Genomic DNA, 20564 nt, shown 5'->3' on the forward strand with positions numbered 1-20564 from the left:
CCCATCTGCGAGATCGTACGACTGCGCAAGTCCGTCATCTCCCCTTCGGGCATCGCATCCAACGCCTGCTGGAAATAATCCAATGCCTGCGGCGCATCACCCAAGTCGCTTGCCACACGACCGGCATAGTAATAGGCTTCAGGCAGGTGGAGGCGGTCCTGTTTATCCTCGTAATAGCGAAGCACCTCCAGCACCAGGCTGTCTGAGGTGTGGGGAAGATATGCCTTGTCGCGTGCCTTGACGCACAGCAGCTGGTAATACATCCGCACACGTTCCCCCTCCTGCTCCATCTGCGGGCGCAGGGAATCCAGCAACGCCACGGCACGCTCCGGACACACCACAGACAGGCTGTCAGCCACATACAAAGCCGACGGATAACGCCCGGACGAACAGGAAGCCAGGAGCAGCACAGACAGGCAAAGGAGGAACAGGTGTTTCATGCTGCAAACTTACATAAAAAACTTCAATTTTTTATGAGGGTGCAATAAAAATCAAGCCCTTACCCGTATGCTCAACATCCATGCTCATTTGAACAGGCGCTCTTACAAAAAAACAGAAAAGATTTGTTCCCTATCCGGAAGATCTATATATTTGCACCAGAGGGTGTGTCAAAATAGATATTCCCTATCATTCTGTCACCCCGAGCTTAGTCGAGGGGTCTCACTATGCGTCATGTGAGATGTTTCGACTTCGCTTCGCCCCGCTACCAATGACAGACTATACCTTAATGAAATAGTCAAAAAAGGTTTTGAGCGAAGCTAATGATAGTGATTTTGAATTTTGACACACCCTCAGTCAACCCTGCTAATCGACAGGCTACCGACAAACCAGACAACTTCTAATTCTAAACAAAAAATAAAACAAATGAAAACGACTATTACACAACGACTGATTTACACATGGCTGCTATGCATCACACTGATTACGGCACAAGCACAACCAGCCGACACGACGAGCTTGTCGTGGTTCAGAAATGCTAAATTCGGACTATTCCTCCATTGGGGACTTTATTCCCAAACTGCCGGCGACTGGAAAGGACACCCCGCACAGGGAGGCGAACACTTCATGCTGTATGAACGCATACCGCTGAAAGAATATGCACGGATAGCCGATAACTTTAACCCTACGGAGTTTGATGCCCGACAGTGGGCCGAAACCGCCCGCAAGGCAGGCATGCGCTACGTAATCATTACCGCTAAACACCACGACGGATTTGCCATGTACAACTCCCCCAGCAGCAGTTACAATATCGTGACATGTACCCCCTGGGGCAAAGATCCCATGAAAGAACTGGCAGAAGCATGCCGACGGGAAGGACTGAAATTCGGATTCTACTATTCATTAGGCAGAGACTGGGAAGATCCGGACGTGCCTACTAACTGGCCCGTCAAAGCCGGACGGAGCAACACTTGGGATTATCCGGACGAAGATGCCAAAAAACTTCCTGCTTACATAGAAAGAAAAGTAAAACCACAGTTGCGAGAACTGCTTACACACTATGGTCCCATAGACTTTCTATGGTTTGATACGCCGGAACTCGTCACCCGTGAACAAAGCCTGGAAATCAGGAAACTAATACATTCGTTACAACCCCAATGCCTCATCAACAGCCGTATCGGAAACGGAATGGGAGACTATAGCATAGTGGAACAGAAACTGACCGGCCAGATAGATAACCGACCGTGGGAAGCCTGCCTGACCATGGGTAGAAACTGGTGCTATAACCGCTATGACACCGTCTACAAGAAACCTGATGTCATGATACGCCATCTGACAGACATTGTAAGCAAGGGCGGCAACCTGCTGCTGAATGTCGGACCGGACGGCAAAGGAAGATTCCCCGCTTTGGCCGGCCCCGGACTGAAAGCTTTCGGTCAATGGCTTGCCCTCTACGGAGAGGCCATCTACGGCACACGACCCTGGCGCACCTACGGAGAAAACTATGACCGACACGTACAGGAAGAAAAAAATGAAAAGGAATTCCATGATGCCGTGTACGACGGTACCCCCCAGGAAATCATACCCGACTTCAGATACACGCAGAAAGGCCACGCGGTATATGTCATCGTACGCCACGTCAAAGCAGCGTCTTTCCTGCTTTCTTCTTTCTACCCATCGGACAACATTGTGTCGGTGGAAAGCATAGACACCCGACAACCCGTCCGCTGGAAACTGACTGACCGAGGATTGCAAATAGAACAAGACACTGCCCCACAACGATTTCCTGTCTACGTGCTGAAAGTAAACATGGACCACGAAACTACGTCGGGCGACGAACAGGGACTCGAAACGGGCACGGCTTCAGCAGAAGAAGACTATGCCATCAGAAAACAGACCGAAAGCTGGTGGCCGCAAAGCATGGAAAACCACGACAAACGCATGGCATGGTGGAGAAAGGCCCGTTTCGGATGTTTCGTGCACTGGGGAGTATATGCACAAGCCGGAGGAACCTGGAAGGGGAAACATACCTTAGGGTATTCGGAACATCTGATGAGGCAGCAGCGGATTCCTCTGCAGGAATACACGGACTCGCTGATAAGGCCGTTCAACCCCACAGCATTCGATGCAGACCAGTGGATGAAACTGGCCCGTGATGCCGGCATGCGTTATTTCATCATCACGGCCAAACACCACGACGGTTTTGCCATGTTTCCAAGCGACGCATATCCGTATGACGAAAATGGAAACAGACCCCATGGCAGAATTGGCACGGGCAGCCAGGAAATATGGCATCCGGTTCGGCTTTTATTATTCACATGCTTTCGATTGGGAGCATCCGGACGCACCGGGCAATGACTGGGAATATGAAAACCCCGGAGGAGACAAACTGCTGTATGGGGCAGAATGGTGGCGTGAGAATCCGGATTTCGTGGAAAGAGCACGCAAGTATGTCGACCAAAAAGCCATCCCCCAACTGGCAGAACTGATACACCGATACCACCCGGACATTCTCTGGTTCGATACTCCTCACAAACTCCCGCTGTCGGAAAACCTGCGCATCCTGCAATTCATACGGGAAACCGATCCGGACATCATTGTGAACGGACGACTTGCAAGAAATGAAAAACAGCAGTTCGGAGATTATAACAGCACGGGGGACCGTGCCGCTTTCTTCTTTCCGGAAAAGGGCGACTGGGAATCCATACCTACCACCAATGAATCTTACGGATACAACGAAAATGACCATTCGCACAAGCCCGCTTCGCACTTCATACGCTTGCTGGCATCGGCTACGGCCAGGGGAGGTAACATCCTGATGAACGTAGGTCCCAAAGGCAACGGGGCGATAGACGAACCCGACCTGAACATCCTGCGGCAAATGGCACAATGGATGGCTCTGAACGGTTGCAGCGTGCATGAGGTGGGACCATCGGGACTGCCTGCCCAATCATGGGGAGAAACCACTCTGCGCGGAGATTCACTGTTCCTGCATGTATTTCAATATCCTGCCGACGGCAAACTGTTTTTAAGCGGCATGAATGCCAGTATAAAAGAGGCCTCATTCCTTGCTTCCGGAGAAAAAATCAAAACGAAACGTATCAACGACTCCGACTGGCTGCTTCAACTGCCGCAGGGGGAAATGAAATGTGCAGATACGGTCATCGTGGTACGCAAGAAAGGAACCATCATTCCTACCGATACCAGACTGCTGGACGAATACCTCCCCAACATACTACTTGCATTCGATGCACGACTATGCGGAGAAGGGTGGCAGCATGGAGATGGGAAAGTGGCACGCAACTATCTGAGCAACTGGACCTCGGAGGATATGAAAATATCCTGGAGCGTAAAGAATAACAAAACGGCCCGCTTTGAAATGATATTGGAATATACAGGAGCTTCCGACAAGGAAAACGGAAGCATGCAGCTCCTCATCGACGGCAAGGCTTGTCCCTTCGACTACCGCGCAGAGGTAGGGAAAACGACCCGGCAAACCATTGCCACCGTCTGCCTGAAGCCGGGCACACACCTCATAACCCTGCAAGGAGACAGACGGGAAGGAAGGGAATATCTGCGCCCCATGAGCCTGACTATTCAGAAAATTGCCGGCCGGACTTGAGCCGATCCCGCAGCACACGGATAAACTCCTCTTCACCGGCAGGCATGAGCGCATCGTGTCTGCCGTCTTTGTAACGCACCAGCACGTAGTGCACCACAGCATAACCTGCCACCCGCATGGACGAAACCTGCCCGACGGATACAATGTCCGACAGAGGACGCTCGCGCAAACGGCTAAAGCGCCCGTGGCTGATTTGCAGCGTACCTCCGGCCGTCACCGTATAAGTGGTATGGATAAGCCGCTCGATGAGGAACACCAACCACAGCATCCAGAAAACAGCCAGCAGGGGCCGCTTGTCCCATAAGAAGTAAACGGCCAGAAAAGTTACGATAGCCAGCATAAAGTATTGCCCGAACACAATGCGGGCGTGAAAAATCCGGTTCATTACATTCTGTTTTGCGCACAAAGATACACTTTTCAGACGAAGTTATCCCCACGCTGATATCATTATAAGTAAATGTGCAAAATTAAATGATACTAAACACGGAGACACAAAATCACAGAGTTTTTATTTTCTGTAAGACATATCCTCACGGAGTCACAGAGTTATTCCCCTCTTTCGTGTGTGGCGAAACCGCGGACTCCCTGTCCTCCTCTCATCATTTTCAACAAAAATCCGATATGTAAATAGGAATATATTAAAAATAAACAACTTATGAACTTTTCTCAAAGAGTGAGGTAATGACTTGGAAACAGTTGCTAATTCTGTGATATGCGGTATATTTCTGTCAAACAACTCTTGTTTGGTACAAAGGTACAAAAAATCTGATAAATGAAGAGAAATGTGGCTTTTTTATCAAATGTAAAATGGAATATGCTGGAAAAGCCTTATCTTTGCATACAAATTTTACATATTATCAAAGAAATAAGAAAGCCGTATGAACTGGATTATTCTGATTGTTGCCGGATTCTTTGAATCCGGCTTTGCTTTTTGTTTGGGGAAGATGAAAGAAGTGTCAGGCACCGAATGGTATCTTTGGGGTACTGGGTTTCTTGTCAGCCTTGTACTGAGCATGACGCTACTCGCCAAGGCTGTGCAAACTCTGCCCATTGGCACAGCCTACCCTGTGTGGACAGGCATCGGTGCAGTGGGAACAGTGCTGCTTGGTATTTTATTTTTCCATGAGCCAGCATCGTTTCTCCGCTTGTTCTTCATCACCACACTGATAGCGTCTATTATTGGTTTGAAAATGGTATCACATTAAAACCTTGCCGGTATGGATTGGATGATTTTGATTGTTGCCGGATTGTTTGAGACGGCTTTTGCTTTCTGTCTTGGCAAGATGAAAGGAAAGCGGGGCGAAGAATACCGCCTATGGGCTATGGGCTTTATCGGATGCCTCATTGCCAGCATGTGGTTGCTTGCTGTCGCTGTACAGACTTTGCCCATTGGTACAGCCTATCCGGTATGGACGGGCATCGGAGCGGTCGGGACGGTATTGCTTGGCATTGCATGCTTCCATGAACGGGCTTCTTTTGCCCGCATCTTCTTTATGGTGACACTGATAGCGTCTATTGTTGGTTTGAAAATGATTTAATAACAGATTGATATGTTTAGAGAAATGCGACGTAAGCGGCAATTATTGCCAACAGAAGAAAGCGTTGCCATCCTTGAAAGGATGACGAACGGAACATTGGCTCTTCATGGGGACGATGGTTACCCGTATGCCGTTCCCATCAGTTATGTATATGCTGATGGCAAAATATATTTCCATAGTGCCATGAAAGGTCATAAAGTGGATGCCATTTTGCAGAATGACAAGGTATCATTCTGCGTGGTAGAACAGGATGACATCAGACCGTCTGAGTTTACCACTTACTTTCGAAGTGTGATAGTCTTTGGCAAAGCCCACATATTGACGGATGAACTCGAAAAACGTGTTGCTTTGGGTTTATTGGCAGACAAGTATTCGTATGGCGAAGCTGGCATGGAGGCTGAAATAGCCAAAGGGTTCAATCATTTGTTAATAGTGAAAATTGCAATTGAGCATATTACAGGCAAGGAAGCCATAGAACTGACCAAAAATAGGAATGACCGTCCTTGACATTGCGACCAACGGGAGGACAGCAAGCGGTTTTGGTCTGCCCAAAACACAAACTTGCTACCATTGAAAAACAGAGTTCTGACTTTTGAGTAACTTACCAGCTTTTGGATAAGTTCAAGGATAGCTTGCCGCTTCTGGCTGAATCAAATGGGGTGTCCAGAGGGGTGTAACTCCGTTGGCTCATTAGGGTGTTTTTAGCATGAGCGAAGCGGTGCGTGAAGAAAACGCCCTAATGAGCTATGGCTTTTTGTTTCCCAAAAGCCTGCGGCGGTATCGGGGGCTGTCGGATGCCTTTTTCTTTTCGCCAGTCTTATAGGACATTCCATGCTGTTGTACCAACACGATTGCGTGTCCGCACGTGAGCATGGATTGTGCTGCCGTTCCCACAGCGGACTTGTTGAGGGGCGAAAATCTGATGAAATGATGAATGGACGACATAGCTTACTGACAACCAAAGAAATATACTTTCAACATCTTTTCATCAAACCGCTCGCCAAAAGAAAAGTGATGAATGGCATTGTGTTTCCATTCTCTTTTCATCAGCTCAATCCTTTTGTTGAGGGTTTGATGAGGATGTAAGTCACTGTAATTCTTTATGTTTATATACACTTTCATCAATTCATCAAAATAACAAATTCTTCTCATACAATTATCGTGTCGTATCCGGCAGACTTGCAGGCAAGTCCGATAGTGTTGAATTGTTGAGGAGCGGAAATAACACATTGATGTCCTGCAACATATACCCTCAACAACCGCTTAACAGACCCGTTCACAAAACATTTGGAGGCGAAAAGAAAAAGGAAAGGCGTTGCGGTGTGCAGTTTGCCTTTTCTTTTCAATAGCCGTTTCTTTCTATTGAGTGTTTGTTGAAAGTGTATCTTATTATATATCAACATATTGTTTACTACATTCAACAATTCAACAAAATATGACGGTAAGATTGGCGATTATCACCCTAACACCCACACCTTTGACCGCTACTCAATGCAACCCATAGGACTTGCCTTTCTTTTCGCAAGCACAGCCTTTCCAATAAAGCATTACGCACCATTATCGCATTTGAAGTATTGATACGGAAAGCGAGTGCCACGACCATTGGCAAGGCGTACACGTCCGTAAAGTAGCCGTTGGGCAGCTTGATGCGCCTTTCAACCTCACAAGGATTCAACACTCCGCTCTTGTACACGGCTCGGATGGCGGCACGGAGTGTCGGGGCGATTACATAGAATAGCTTTACCAACTCCATTTCACTCATCCAAACATTGGCGGTATCGGACGGTACGGCAACCCTGCCGTACCCGTCCATCGTGATTGTTGTCCGTTTCATACTCTGTGCGTTTATATGGTGAAACGTCCGTTTACCTTGCTCTCGAAAGCGGATATGTCGTTTTCAAGTTTCTTGTTCGTCACCTTCGCGTAAATTTGCGTTGTGGTGATATTGGTATGCCCCAAAATCTTGCTTACGCTTTCTATCGGCATACCGTAATTGAGAGCCAAGACAGCGAAGGAGTGGCGGCTCAGGTGGAATGAAATCGGCTTTTCTATCCCGCATTTCTTCGCCACAGCCTTGATGCGCTTGTTCACCGTATCAAGCGAGCCGATGTTGAACAGCCGCTTGTCTTTCCTGAACGGCTCGTAACGCTTGATAATCTGCATGGGGATGTCCATCAGCTTAATTTGGAACGGTACGCCCGTCTTCTGGCGTTTCGACACAATCCACGGTGTACCGTTCATCTCAACGATGTTGTCGGTGGTCAGGTTCCTAATGTCCGTGAACGAGATGCCCGTCCAACACCCGAACAGGAACAAATCCCTTGCCAATGCGAAATTGGGATTGTCCAGCTTGATTGCGCCCAATGCTTGGATTTCATCCTCAGTCAGAAAGCCACGCTCCTTGTGGTCGGGGTCGACGTGGTACATCGCAAACGGGTTTCTCGATATCTTGCCGTTGTAGTGCGCCGTGGTGACGATGTGTTTCAACGGTATGGAGTATATCCACACGGATGATTGCGCCAGCCCGACCTCGTTTCGCAGGTACAGGCAGTAGTCACGGATGAAATCCTCCGTCAGTTCGTTCATCGCCATGTCCGTCCGCTTGTAGTGCCTTGTTATGAACTCTGCCACGTATTTGCGGACGGTCAGGTACTTTTGGTACGTGCGCTTGGAGCGGTCTTTGCCCACCCGTTTGGCAAACGCCTCGTTCTCCTTGTCAAAGGCACGCAACAATGTCTCATACTCCGTGCCGATACCTTGGTAGGCATTGCGCACCATTTCTGCCGTGACAAACGCCTCGCGGTCGGAAAGCCGCTGGTAGTGCTTCGTTATCTGCGCCTTGATGTTGTCAAGGGCGTAGTTTACTGCCACCGCCTCACGACTCTTGCCTTTCGCCCTGTTGCCTTTGGCATCCCACAAATCCTTGGAGATGCTTTGTTTGCAACTGAACTGCGCGATAGTTCCGTTGATTGTAACCCGTCCCATGATGGGGACAATTCCGTTCTTCTCCTTGCTTCCGTTTACATAGAAGACTGTCTTGAAAGTGCTCCTCATAATCCTACTTTTTTGTTTGGTGCAAAATTAGTTTACGGGAGTTGTAAAGGCAGAATGTAAACCTACGCAGAACGCAGAAATAGAGACCGTTAGTGTTAAATGGGCATCAGGTATCGGGTAATGGTTTGGAAGTGCATCTGCTGCTGCAATCTGCCTAAATCCGTTTTCCCGAACTTATGCCGTTCTGTGCCACTCGAAGCCAAACTCTCTGACAGTCAGTGAGAATGCTCAAATTCGCTTATTTTTGCTCTTTATCCTATTCTTTTCCGACAAAAAGTTACGATACTTTGTATCTCTGCGTCTGATATAAACTAAATCTGATTGATTACTTATCATCCACCCTTATCATCCGCTCATCTAAATTGGCAAATCTTTCCGGCCTGCCTTCTTTCAGATAAATCAGACACGGATAAATGCACTTGTCATACTCCGGGAAATAAAACTTGCTGTTTTTATCTATATAAACATTAGGCAACGAAAATTTTTCGCGCCCCATTTTTATCCACAAGTTTTTTACTGAAGAAACCCGCGTAAAGATAAACAGAGTCGAACTATCACAAGCATGGGTAACAAAAAAATTCTCAGCCTCAGTAATACAGCCATTACAACCTGCTCCCGGAATCAGCACAACATACCGATAATGCCGCAACGTATCGATAGGAAACTCTATAGTAAGCATCTGACTCACACGCTCTTCATAAGTGGGAAAGTTGCAAGCCAACAGGGTTGCCAAAATGCCCCCAAGCAAACAGGTCCGCAAGGACTGTTTGTCCTCCATCCAAAACGTCCCATGCTATTCCTGAATAACCACCTGATATTGGCAGAAGGTCACCTCATCCTCCGAAGTAACCCGCAACGACTTGATAAACAATCCTTCCGGAGTGACAAACGCATTGTAGGTGTCATAGCCCACATTAGATTCCGGGAGCTGTTCCTCGCCTAGGTATTGCAGGTCTTTGTCGAGCACAATGAGGACCACCGGCTTGTTGTTGAAGAAGTTTTTCAGGGCATCCTCGCGCGGCAGGCGCACAAAGCGATAATACAATTGCCGATAGGGGTCGTAGAAAACGGCATCGTATGAGGGCTGGGTCTCATACCAATCTTCCACAGCATCGGCCGGAGCCCCCTGGTACATATATTCTTTAGGAGCGGTAGAGAACGGTTTGATGCTCTTCACCAGCCGGCTGCCTGCATACAACGAATCGCTGACCCCCGTCTTCGGGTTGTATCGCCACAGATTGTGGTCGGCAGCAAACCCCACCAACACGTTGCCCTCGCTATCCAGAGCAGTGTTGATAGAGCGGTAATAACCATGGGCACCCCAACTCCACTTCCGGTAGATTTCCGGATAGCGGTTGGCATAGCGTATCTCTCCAGTAGCTAGGTTGTAGTGCAAGGTGGTATAGACCCTGCCGGTGGTCTCGATGCTGCTCTCGGAATAATAGCCGCCTGCCATGCTCACTATGCCGTCGGCATATAGGATGGGATTGTCCGTGGACACTTCCGGATTGGGCAAAACCAGGTTCTCGGTCTGCTGCTGCTCCATGTCCATCAGGACATAACGCTGCTTCACATGCCCTTCGCTGTCGACCAACGCCAGGCGCCCACTGCCGGACTGGTAGGTAAGGATACTGTCTTTGTTAATGTAATGATAGCCTTGCAGTATGCCCACGCCGTTATTTCCTTCTTTCTGGAAAACAAGAGTGTCCAGCAATTCGCAAGTACGCGCGTCATACAAATAAATGGCGTTCAGGTACGTATTGAGAAACGAGAACATCGGCAAGGTGTCGTTCTCTATATATTGCACGTATTTAAAGGTAGCCGTACTGCTTTCGTCCAGCGGAAAAACCTTCTTGCCCACCTGCTTCAAGGTGCAACGGTCTTCATAATCATTGACATGGGGATTGCGCACTTCCTTGACACTGCACGAAACGACCAATAAAGAAAAAGACATCAGCAACCCTGTCGCCGATGTCAGTCTGATATTAAATAAAGGTTTCATTTTCTTCTTTTATAAGTATGTTTTCTTATAAGAATTCCATTCGCAAGTGAACCGGATTCAATGTCCACTCGGCATTTGCAATCAAACACTTCACGCAAAGTTGGACTATGATGAATCTTGTTCCCTTGCCTATACATCTTTTTTTCTCCGTTGTTTTTTAAGGAATAATTGAGGTGTCTACTGTAGTAGTGATGGTTTGAACCCACGTGGCATAGCAGTCTTTCTGGGCATTTATTTTAATATCTTGGCAAGAACTGCCATTGCCATCTTTGTCTTTCACGCAAACCTTCGTGTTCTCTCCTACATTCCCAAGGCAACTACGCGCTATGGTAACCGTTGTGTCAGACTGGTCGTTAGACCCTGCGTATACACCTAAACAAATCAGTGCACTTACGCCCGAAATCAGAAATAACTTTTTCATGATATTTATTTTTTAAAAATGACATGGCAAATATAACTATACAAAATAACAAAACAATCTTTATGACGTTTTTTTAATTTTATTAGCACGGGAGTATCTAAAAACATCGGCAGAGTCATCCGTATTCTCATCCGCACTCCGCGATATCCCCTTCTAAATTGGAGAAGGATTAACGAAGCTTGTCTCATGAAAGCCTCTGAGGTATTGGGGATAGAACATCTTCTGAACAACTTTCATAGGCTTTATTTAATCTTACACTACATTTTCATCTGTTTTTCCATCGGAATCCATACCTTTGCACCATAAATACAAAAACGTATGGTAAGAAAGTTCGATTTCCTCGTCGTCGGCTCGGGCATAGCCGGGATGAGTTTCGCGCTGAAAGTGGCGCACAAGGGAAGCGTGGCCCTCATCTGCAAGGCCGGCATGGAAGAGGCCAACACGTATTTCGCACAGGGAGGTATCGCGTCGGTGACCAATCTGGCAGTGGACAACTTCGAGAAGCATATCGAAGACACCATGATTGCGGGCGACTGGATCAGCGACCGCGCCGCCGTGGAGAAAGTAGTGCGCAACGCTCCGGCACAAATCCGGGAACTCATCCAGTGGGGCGTGAACTTCGACAAGAAGGCCGACGGCACCTTCGACCTGCACCGCGAAGGCGGACACTCGGAATTCCGCATCCTGCACCATCAGGACAACACAGGCGCGGAAATCCAGACCAGCCTCATCGAAGCCGTAAAACAACATCCCAACATCACAGTATTTACCAACCACTATGCGGTGGAAATCATCACGCAACACCACTTGGGCATCATCGTGACGCGCTACACACCGGGCATCAAATGCTATGGCGCTTACGTGCTCAATGAAGAAACAGGCGAGGTGGACACCTTCCTCTCCAAGGTGACTGTCATGGCTACCGGTGGCTGCGAAGCCGTATATCTGCACACCACCAACCCGCTGGTGGCTACGGGCGACGGCATTGCCATGGTCTACCGTGCCAAGGGAGCGGTGAAAGACATGGAGTTCATCCAGTTTCACCCCACGGCCCTGTATCATCCGGGCGACCGCCCCTCGTTCCTCATCACCGAAGCCATGCGCGGCTATGGCGCCGTGCTCCGCACGCTGGACGGCAAGGAGTTCATGCAGAAGTATGACCCGCGCCTGTCGCTTGCCCCGCGCGACATCGTGGCACGCGCCATCGACAACGAAATGAAGCAGCGCGGCGAGGACCACGTTTACCTGGACGTGACGCACAAAGACCCGGAGGAAACGAAACGCCACTTCCCCAACATCTACCAGAAGTGCCTCTCCATCGGCATCGACATTACCAAAGATTACATCCCCGTGGCGCCTGCGGCACACTACCTGTGCGGCGGCATCAAGGTGGACCTGGACGGACAGAGCAGCATCCGCCGGCTGTATGCCATCGGAGAATGTTCGTGCACAGGCCTGCACGGAGGCAACCGTCTGGCAAGCAATTCGCTCATCGAAGCGGTGGTTTACGCCGATGCGGCTGCCAAACATGCCCTGAGCGTGCTGGACCGCTACGACTTCAACACCGACATCCCCGAATGGAACGACGAGGGCACCATCAGCAACGAAGAGCGCATCCTCATCACGCAGAGCATGAAGGAGGTGAACCAGATTATGGAATCGTATGTGGGCATCGTGCGCAGCAACGTCCGCCTGACCCGCGCCTGGAACCGCCTGGACATCCTCTACGAGGAGACGGAACGCCTCTTCAAGAGCTGCAAGGCCACTCGCGAACTGTGCGAACTGCGCAACATGATCAACGTGGGATACCTCATCACCAAACAGGCCATGGAACGCAAGGAAAGCCGCGGCCTGCACTATACCATCGACTATCCGCATGCCGCAACGCCCGCTCAGTCCCGGCAATAACGACAGCCGTGCCTACGAAGAGCGGCTGGGCACGGAACGAATGCTGCCGTTGGTGTTCCGCATGGCGCTGCCTGCCGTTGTGGCACAGTTTGTCAACCTGCTGTATGCCATTGTAGACCGCATCTATATCGGCCATATCTCCGGCATCGGCACCGACGCCCTGGCCGGCGTGGGCGTCACCACGTCGGTCATCGTGCTCATCTCGGCCTTCTCGGCCATTGTGAGCGGAGGAGGGGCACCGCTGGCCGCCATGGCGCTGGGGCACGGCGACCGCGGACGGGCGGGGCGTATCTTGGGCAACGGACTTGTGATGCTGGTGGGATTCACCGTGCTGACTTCCGCCATTGCTTATACATTCATGGAACCCATCCTGCTGATGACCGGCGCCTCGCACCAGACACTACCCTACGCCGTGGATTATCTGTCGGTCTATCTGCTGGGCACGCTCTTCGTGGAAGTGTCGGTAGGACTAAATACCTTTATCAATGCGCAGGGACGGCCTGCCATCGGCATGTATTCGGTGCTGATAGGTGCCGTGCTCAACATCGTGCTCGACCCCGTCTTTATCTTCGGACTGGACATGGGGGTGCGCGGTGCGGCCATCGCCACGGTCATCTCACAGGCATGCAGTGCGTTGTGGGTAGTGGGCTTCCTCTGCTCGAAGAAAGCCTCGCTGAGGCTGGAAAGGAAATACCTGAAAGCCGACCGGCGGGTCATCTTATCCGTACTCGCGCTGGGCGTATCGCCTTTCATCATGGCAAGCACGGAGAGCATGGTGGGTTTCGTGCTCAACGGCAGCCTGCAACGCTTCGGCGACATCTACGTCAGTGCCCTTGCCATCTTGCAAAGCGCCATGCAGTTTGCCTCGGTACCGCTCACGGGATTCGCACAGGGCTTCGTGCCGATAGCCAGCTACAACTACGGACATGGCGATACGGCGCGTGTCCGCCAATGCTTCCGCGTGGCAGTGACGGTGATGTTCTCGTTCAACTTAGTGCTGATGCTGTTGATGATTCTCTTCCCCACGGTCGTAGCCTCCGCCTTCACGACCGACCCGAAATTGTTGGAAACGGTGCGCCAGACCATGCCCGTATTCCTGGCAGGCATGACCATCTTCGGCTTGCAGCGTGCCTGCCAGAATATGTTCGTCGCCTTGGGCCAGGCCCGGATCTCTGTGTTCATCGCACTGCTGCGCAAGGTTTTCCTGCTCATTCCGCTGGCGTTGCTGTTGCCACACGGCATGGGGGTAATGGGCGTGTTTGCCGCCGAAGGCATCTCCGACGCCACAGCCGCCATCTGCTGCACGCTGCTCTTTGCCTGGCAGTTCCCGAAGATACTGAAGAAAGTGGCTTGATTCTTTTAAAATCCACTCGCTTACTTATCCGCTTCGCTTAACTGCCGGATGCGCCGTGCCCGTTCCACCGAACCGGGATGCGTGCTAATCCATTCGGTCAGGGCGGGAAGGTCTTCTTCGGCAGAAAGACGGAGCAGGAAATCGGCCAGCCCGTTGGGGTCGATACGGGCGGCAAGAAGATAGCGCACGGCGAGTGCATCGGCTTCGCTCTCCAAGGTACGGTCATAGGCGGTGGAAGAGAGCACGCGGGCCACTTCGCCCACGGCTTCTGTACCGCTGCTGCCCGACGTCATGGTGATGAGCGCGGAAAGCCCAAGTTCTTTCACCAGCTTCTGCATGACATGCCCTTGTGTCAGGTGGGCAAGCTCGTGGGCAAGCACACCCGCCAGTTCGGCTTCGCTGCGGCACGAATCCAGCAGGGCGGTGTGTACCACCAAGTGGTTGCCGGGGCAGGCAAAGGCATTGACCTCTTCGTCTTCTACCAAATGGAGGGAGGCGAAAGAGCGGTCGATGTCGTTGGCACGGCACAGGGTGGTGAACAGCGTATCTACGGAAGCCAAGCGTGTGGAATCGTCCACGAATTGGACGTCGGATGAATAAAGCTCCCACCACCATTCACCCAGTTTGTCTTCTACCACGGTCTCTTTCAGCCCGAAAGCATTCAGCCAGTCAACCCGGGAAAAGGCAAAAAGTACCACCGTGAAGGTAACGACGGATACGGCTGCCTGCGTCAGGACTTTTCGGAGTTCGGTCGGCATAACAAATCGGTTAAGGGGGCATAGACATACCAGTCCACCTGACGGCCTTTGTTGACGGCCACCATGGTGTGGAACGTGGCGATGAAATCCACCAGGTTAAACAAAATCACCGTAAAGAGATAAGCAAAATAGAACGAAGAGAGCGGCACCACGTCGAGCAGGATGCGCACGCTCCACCAGAACAGCACGCAGTTGACCACAAAGAGCGGCACTTGCGACACCAGCGCCTGCGTGCAGTGCCAGCGCACGAAATACGTCTTCCGGCGGTTGGCCAAGTAGAAGATAAACGTAGCCGCCAGGTTGACGATGGGAAACGGAAGCCCCACCATGACCACCAGCAGCGACATCAGGTAGCTGTGCGCGGCCGCCTCGCGCTCATGTTCCTGCGGCAGGTAATAATCTTTCATAAAGCTTTGCTAATGTTCCAAATCCAGTTGGCGACAATGACGAAAACAAAAGTCAGGAATACCGCCCTGCGGTGCAGCAGAGCATCTATCTGAAGAAAACAGCGGTAGAGCGTGTCGCGGCGGCACAAGACATCTGCCACCCACCACACCGGCACCCCCACCAGCATCAACGCCAACACAAGGCCCAGTGGATTAAGCGTCAAAGCCTGCCCTACGTTGCCTTGCCAAAGGGCTAACAACGCCCGTGTAGACCCGCACGCCGGACACGGCAAACCCGTGAACTGGCAGAACAGGCACAAACTGTCGCCATCGGAATGCCTGTATGCCCATGCCAGCCAGGCATAGCCCAACAGCATGAGCACGATGACCAGCCGGTAAAACGCACTCCGCGTCATGTAGATTCCTTACAGCATCGTCTGGAGCTTCTGCATGTTGCGGTCGCGTGCCACGCCCATCACGAGGAACCAGTCGACAATGGTCCAGATACCGGCGCCTCCGCAGGTGATGAGTTTGATGACACCCAGCCCCATGTCGCCCAAGAAGAAACGGTCGATGCCCAGCGAACCGCCGATGATGGAGATGATGAGCGTGATAGTGGGGTCTTTGAATTGCAACGCTTGAATCATCGGCCACTTACTGTCGTCGGCAGCCAGAAGAAATTCGCGCACGGCACTAATTTGATAGTCATGAAAATACTTGCCGTTTGCCATGATGAAGGCATCTACTTTCTGTGAATCCATAATTCTTGAAGATTTTAAGTTATGATAGGGACAAAGGTAGCGAATCTTAATGAGAATATGCCATAAATCTTCCGTTTTTTTCACTTTCCATTCTCCAAACAGTTCGCTGCCAAACCACAACCATATCCGGCAAAAGGAAAGCATTTTCCGGATGAGGTAAACTAAGAGCCTGCTTCCAAGCGACAAGCAGCAGACTTCCGGGCGATAAGCAGCGAGCTCGTTATATATTAGAAGCAGCCTGCTGACAGTCAGCAAGATACAGGCATCCTTCTCCGGGTGACGGACAAAATCTTTCAACGGAAAATTAAGAAACAGGCTTTAAATTGTTTCTCCATTTTGAGAACTCGCCCCAAAATATTACCTTTGCGATAAAGAAATTCTGCCTTTGGCAGAAACACAGACTGATACTTTTATTTTAAAAACCTTTATACCAACAAACAACATGAGACACAAAAAGCAATTACTGACTTGCCTGGCAGCCCTCGGCATGACTCTTGCCCTCCAGGCACAACAAGTACAAGGCTTTGTACATCAACAATCTGAAGCATCCGGCTACGTATGGCCTACAGACTCAGAAGTGTTAAACAAACTGGACCAATGGCAAGACCAGAAATTCGGCGTCCTGCTCCATTGGGGACTGTATTCCGTGCCCGGCATAGTGGAATCATGGTCTATCTGCTCGGAAGACGTAGACTGGATTTCCCGCAAGGGCAACATGTCCTACGACGAATACAAGAAGTGGTATTTCGGCCTGAAGGACCAATTCAATCCCGTCAACTTCAATCCCGAACAATGGGCCGATGTCATGAAGGATGCCGGTATGAAATACGTCATCTTCACCACCAAACACCACGACGGCTTCTGCATGTTCGACTCCCAATACACCGACTTTTCCATTGCCAACGGACCTTTTAAGAACAATCCGCGCAAAGACGTCGCACGACATGTGTTCGATGCTTTCCGGCAGAAAGGATTCATGACGGGGTGCTATTTCTCCAAACCCGACTGGCATTGCGAATGGTTCTGGAATCCGTATTTCGCTACTCCCAACCGCATGCAGAACTACAAACGTGAACGTCATCCGGACTGGTGGCAAAACTATGTGCAGTTTACACAAAACCAGCTGAACGAACTGATGACCCATTATGGCAGTTTCGACATCCTGTGGCTGGACGGAGGCTGGATAACCGGCGACGAAGTAGGACTGGACGACATATTGGCGAAAGCACGCAGGCAACATCCCGGACTGATTGCCGTAGACCGGAGCATCCGCGGGAAAAATGAAAACTACCAGACTCCCGAACGAGGCATCCCCGAAACACAACTGAACTACCCGTGGGAAAGCTGCATCACCCTGAGCAACGACTGGGGGTGGACACCCAATGCTCCGTATAAACCTGCAGAAAAGGTCATCGCCACGCTGGCCGAAATCGTAGCCAAAGGAGGATGTTACTTGCTGGGCGTAGGACCTACACCGGACGGCGTTATCGAACCGGCCGTGGTAGAACGCCTGCACAAGGTGGGACAATGGCTGGAAAAGAACGGAGAAGCCATCTACAACACCCGGACCACTCCGCTCTATAACGACGGCAACATCTGGTTCACTGCCAACAAAGACGGGAAAAAATTATATGCCATCTACACCATCCAGGAAGGGGAAGAGCTTCCGGAAACCATCTCCTGGACTGGCAACGTACCCCGGGGCAAGATGATACTTCTCTCCAATGGCAAACGGGTAAAATACCGTTGCGACAACGACAGGGTAACCGTAACCCTGCCTAAAGGATTGCCCAACGAATCGCTGGCTTTCTGCTTTGAGAAAAAATAGAAAAAGAAGCACAAAAAACAAAGCAGATACGGAAGGACGGTCGAGCCAAGCAGACAACAGGTGCTTGGCTCGGCTCCATATTGGGCAGAAACTACTTCTTAATGACTTTTATCATTCTATTCAAAAGAAAGAACCATGACTATCCGAACATTCCTATGGGCTCTTGTCTGCCTTTGCATACCCAAGGTACAAAGCCAGGAACCACTCTACAGACAACCCGGTGCGCCCATAGAAGACCGGGTGAATGATTTGTTGGAACGGATGACGCTGGATGAAAAGATAGGACAACTGTGTTGCCCGTTAGGCTGGCCCATGTATGAGAAAACCGGAGCGCAGGAAGTAACCTGCTCCGAAGCCTTCCGACAACAGATGGACAAAGCCCCCATAGGTTCCTACTGGGCCACCCTGCGTGCCGACCCCTGGACACAGAAAACCTTGGAAACAGGACTGAACCCCGAACTGGCAGCCCATGCACTGAATGCCCTGCAACGCTACGCCGTAGAACATACCCGACTGGGCATACCCATCCTCTTTGCCGAAGAATGCCCGCACGGACACATGGCCATCGGTACTACTACCTTCCCCACTTCATTGGGACAGGCATCTACCTGGAACGAAGACCTTATCCACCGCATGGGCGAAGCTATCGGCCTGGAGGCACGGGTACAAGGCGCACATATCGGCTACGGACCGGTGCTGGACATCGCCCGTGAACCCAGATGGTCGCGCGTGGAAGAGACATTTGGCGAAGACCCTTATCTGACCGGTGTCTTAGGTACTGCCTTCGTAGAAGGCCTGCAGGGACATGACCCGAAAGACGGACGGCATGTCTATGCCACCCTGAAACACCTGGCTGCCTACGGCATACCGCGCGGAGGACACAACGGAAATCCTGCCGACGTAGGCATGCGCGCCCTGCTCGATGAATACTTGCCTGCCTTCCAACGGGCTGTAGAAGTAGGAAAAGCGGCTACCGTCATGACTTCCTACAACTCCATCGACGGCATTCCCTGCACAGCCAACGATTACCTGCTGGACACCCTTCTGCGTAAACAGTGGGGATTCGAAGGCTTTGTCTACTCTGATTTGGGAAGCATCGATGGCATGACAGGCACCGTAGCCAAAGACAAAACCGATGCAGCCATACAGGCTTTGCAGGCCGGAACCGATATGGACTTAGGTGCCAACTCTTACAGCCGCCTGGCAGAAGCAGTGAAGCAGGGACGGATAAGCGAAGCATACGTGGACCGCGCCGTGGCACGCATACTCCGGCTGAAATTCCGTATGGGACTGTTTGAAAACCCGTATGTCGACCCGGACCGCGCCAGAAAGACAGTCCACTCGGAAGAACACCGGAAACTGGCACGTGAAGTGGCCCGCCAGAGCATCGTCCTGCTAAAAAACAACGGCGTCCTGCCCTTGAGCAGGAACCTGAAACGAATAGCCGTAACGGGACCTAATGCAGACATGATATACAACTATTTAGGAGACTATACAGCCCCGCAGGAACGCAGCAAGGTAGTAACCTTGGTGGACGCGCTGCGCGCCCGCCTGCCACATACAACCGTGGAATATGTCAAAGGCTGTGCCATACGCGACACGACCCGCACCGATATTCAGGCTGCCGTAGAAGCTGCCCTGCGTGCCGATGTGACCCTGGTCGCCGTGGGCGGTTCCAGTGCCCGCGATTTCAAGACTCATTACCTGGAAACGGGGGCAGCTACCGTATCTGCAGAAGAGGAAGAGTTGCTCTCTGACATGGAATGCGGAGAAGGATTTGACCGCTCTACCCTAAAGTTACTGGGCGACCAGGAGAAACTCATACGCGCACTGAAAGCTACCGGCAAACCGCTCATCATCGTCTACATAGCCGGACGACCGCTGGAAATGAACCTGGCATCAGAAGCCGGTGACGCCCTGCTGATGGCCTGGTATCCGGGAGAGCAGGGAGGTCATGGCATAGTAGACGTACTGATGGGCGAATATAATCCCGGCGGACGACTGCCCATGTCTATCCCCCGGCATGTAGGGCAGTTGCCTGTATATTATTCGCAAGGCAGGCAACGGGATTATATGGACAGTCCCGGCACACCACTCTACGCTTTCGGCTACGGACTGAGCTACACCACCTTTGCTTACAGCGACCTGAAGTGTATGCCGGGCGACGGGACAAACCAAGATGTGTTGCAAACCGTGAAATGCACCGTAACCAATACGGGCAAACGTGCCGGAACGGAAATCGTCCAGCTTTACATCAACGATGAAATAAGTTCCGTAGCTACGCCTCCCCTCCGCCTGAAAGGATTCAAGCGACTGGAACTGCAACCGGGCGAAAGCCGGGAAGTCACCTTCCGGCTGACATACAATGACCTGGCCATCCACGACCGGCAGATGCGTTTCCGCGTAGAACCCGGTGTGTTCCATGTCCGGATAGGCAGTTCGTCGGACAACCTGCCGCTGAAGGGCAGCTTTGAAGTGACAGAAGAATAAAAAG

At 51.1% G+C, this 20564-nt stretch carries 19 protein-coding genes; 8 read left to right on the forward strand and 11 right to left on the reverse strand.

Annotation, left to right across the window (positions count from 1 at the left end):
• Window positions 1-440 (reverse strand): tetratricopeptide repeat protein (locus B5F34_RS08385; protein ID WP_239448889.1); only part of this gene is annotated, 440 nt, incomplete at its 3' end.
• Between the two features lie 424 nt (window positions 441-864).
• Here B5F34_RS08385 and B5F34_RS08390 point away from each other — a divergent pair.
• Entirely contained in the window at window positions 865-2796 is a 1932-nt protein-coding gene (locus tag B5F34_RS08390) for an alpha-L-fucosidase (RefSeq protein ID WP_087337300.1), read from the forward strand.
• Between the two features lie 1235 nt (window positions 2797-4031).
• Here B5F34_RS08390 and B5F34_RS08400 read toward each other — a convergent pair.
• Window positions 4032-4445 (reverse strand): PH domain-containing protein, encoded by a 414-nt coding sequence (locus B5F34_RS08400; protein ID WP_087337306.1) that lies wholly within the window; start codon window positions 4443-4445, stop codon window positions 4032-4034.
• 493 nt (window positions 4446-4938) lie between these two features.
• On the opposite strand from B5F34_RS08400, the gene B5F34_RS08405 reads away from it, so the two are divergent.
• The 3 genes from B5F34_RS08405 to B5F34_RS08415 are packed head-to-tail and all read left to right on the forward strand — an operon-like array spanning window position 4939 to window position 6105.
• A complete protein-coding gene (locus tag B5F34_RS08405; protein WP_087337309.1) occupies window positions 4939-5265 on the forward strand; it encodes a multidrug efflux SMR transporter in 327 nt (108 codons plus the stop codon).
• A 12-nt stretch (window positions 5266-5277) separates the two neighbouring features.
• Window positions 5278-5598 (forward strand): multidrug efflux SMR transporter, encoded by a 321-nt coding sequence (locus B5F34_RS08410; RefSeq protein ID WP_087337312.1) that lies wholly within the window; start codon window positions 5278-5280, stop codon window positions 5596-5598.
• A gap of 12 nt (window positions 5599-5610) precedes the next feature.
• Window positions 5611-6105 (forward strand): 5-nitroimidazole reductase NimB, encoded by a 495-nt coding sequence (locus B5F34_RS08415; protein WP_063854490.1) that lies wholly within the window; start codon window positions 5611-5613, stop codon window positions 6103-6105.
• Window positions 6106-7060: 955 nt separating this feature from the next.
• Here B5F34_RS08415 and B5F34_RS08430 read toward each other — a convergent pair.
• The 5 genes from B5F34_RS08430 to B5F34_RS08450 form a co-directional block, all read right to left on the reverse strand.
• Window positions 7061-7432 carry a hypothetical protein gene (locus B5F34_RS08430; protein ID WP_087337315.1) on the reverse strand — a complete coding sequence of 124 codons (372 nt, stop codon included), beginning with the start codon at window positions 7430-7432 and terminating at the stop codon, window positions 7061-7063.
• 11 nt (window positions 7433-7443) lie between these two features.
• Window positions 7444-8655 (reverse strand): site-specific integrase, encoded by a 1212-nt coding sequence (locus B5F34_RS08435; protein WP_065739606.1) that lies wholly within the window; start codon window positions 8653-8655, stop codon window positions 7444-7446.
• Between the two features lie 322 nt (window positions 8656-8977).
• A complete protein-coding gene (locus B5F34_RS08440; protein WP_087337318.1) occupies window positions 8978-9430 on the reverse strand; it encodes a hypothetical protein in 453 nt (150 codons plus the stop codon).
• A gap of 15 nt (window positions 9431-9445) precedes the next feature.
• Entirely contained in the window at window positions 9446-10654 is a 1209-nt protein-coding gene (locus B5F34_RS08445) for a DUF4221 family protein (RefSeq protein WP_087337321.1), read from the reverse strand.
• A gap of 157 nt (window positions 10655-10811) precedes the next feature.
• Complete coding sequence (locus B5F34_RS08450; RefSeq protein ID WP_087337325.1) at window positions 10812-11075, reverse strand: hypothetical protein; 264 nt, start codon at window positions 11073-11075, stop codon at window positions 10812-10814.
• Window positions 11076-11393: 318 nt separating this feature from the next.
• On the opposite strand from B5F34_RS08450, the gene nadB reads away from it, so the two are divergent.
• Both nadB and B5F34_RS08460 read left to right on the forward strand, forming a co-directional pair.
• On the forward strand, window positions 11394-12983 hold the full coding sequence (nadB, locus tag B5F34_RS08455) for an L-aspartate oxidase (RefSeq protein WP_087337328.1): 1590 nt from the start codon (window positions 11394-11396) through the stop codon (window positions 12981-12983).
• The gene (locus B5F34_RS08460; RefSeq protein WP_087337330.1) at window positions 12952-14337 is read left to right on the forward strand and encodes an MATE family efflux transporter; all 1386 of its coding nucleotides are present in this window, start codon (window positions 12952-12954) and stop codon (window positions 14335-14337) included. Before nadB ends, B5F34_RS08460 begins: the two co-directional genes overlap by 32 nt.
• Before the next feature lie 20 nt (window positions 14338-14357).
• Here B5F34_RS08460 and B5F34_RS08465 read toward each other — a convergent pair whose 3' ends face one another.
• From B5F34_RS08465 to B5F34_RS08480, 4 genes are read right to left on the reverse strand one after another with little or no spacing between them, the layout of a single operon-like run.
• Window positions 14358-15095: a M48 family metallopeptidase gene (locus B5F34_RS08465; RefSeq protein ID WP_087337334.1), complete on the reverse strand. Its 738-nt coding sequence runs from the start codon at window positions 15093-15095 to the stop codon at window positions 14358-14360.
• The gene (locus B5F34_RS08470; protein ID WP_087337337.1) at window positions 15068-15502 is read right to left on the reverse strand and encodes a DUF4870 domain-containing protein; all 435 of its coding nucleotides are present in this window, start codon (window positions 15500-15502) and stop codon (window positions 15068-15070) included. Before B5F34_RS08470 ends, B5F34_RS08465 begins: the two co-directional genes overlap by 28 nt.
• Window positions 15499-15897, reverse strand: coding sequence for a DUF2752 domain-containing protein (locus tag B5F34_RS08475; protein ID WP_087337339.1), 399 nt, complete (start codon window positions 15895-15897; stop codon window positions 15499-15501). Before B5F34_RS08475 ends, B5F34_RS08470 begins: the two co-directional genes overlap by 4 nt.
• A 9-nt stretch (window positions 15898-15906) precedes the next feature.
• Window positions 15907-16242 (reverse strand): TM2 domain-containing protein, encoded by a 336-nt coding sequence (locus B5F34_RS08480; RefSeq protein ID WP_087337546.1) that lies wholly within the window; start codon window positions 16240-16242, stop codon window positions 15907-15909.
• Window positions 16243-16684: 442 nt separating this feature from the next.
• Here B5F34_RS08480 and B5F34_RS08485 point away from each other — a divergent pair, with 442 nt between their 5' ends.
• Both B5F34_RS08485 and B5F34_RS08490 read left to right on the forward strand, forming a co-directional pair.
• Window positions 16685-18070, forward strand: coding sequence for an alpha-L-fucosidase (locus tag B5F34_RS08485; RefSeq protein ID WP_087337342.1), 1386 nt, complete (start codon window positions 16685-16687; stop codon window positions 18068-18070).
• A 135-nt stretch (window positions 18071-18205) separates the two neighbouring features.
• Complete coding sequence (locus B5F34_RS08490) at window positions 18206-20560, forward strand: glycoside hydrolase family 3 N-terminal domain-containing protein (RefSeq protein ID WP_087337343.1); 2355 nt, start codon at window positions 18206-18208, stop codon at window positions 20558-20560.
• Window positions 20561-20564: the final 4 nt, after the last annotated feature.

It is taken from the genome of Mediterranea sp. An20 (assembly GCF_002160055.1).
GTDB classification, from domain to species: domain Bacteria; phylum Bacteroidota; class Bacteroidia; order Bacteroidales; family Bacteroidaceae; genus Bacteroides; species Bacteroides avicola.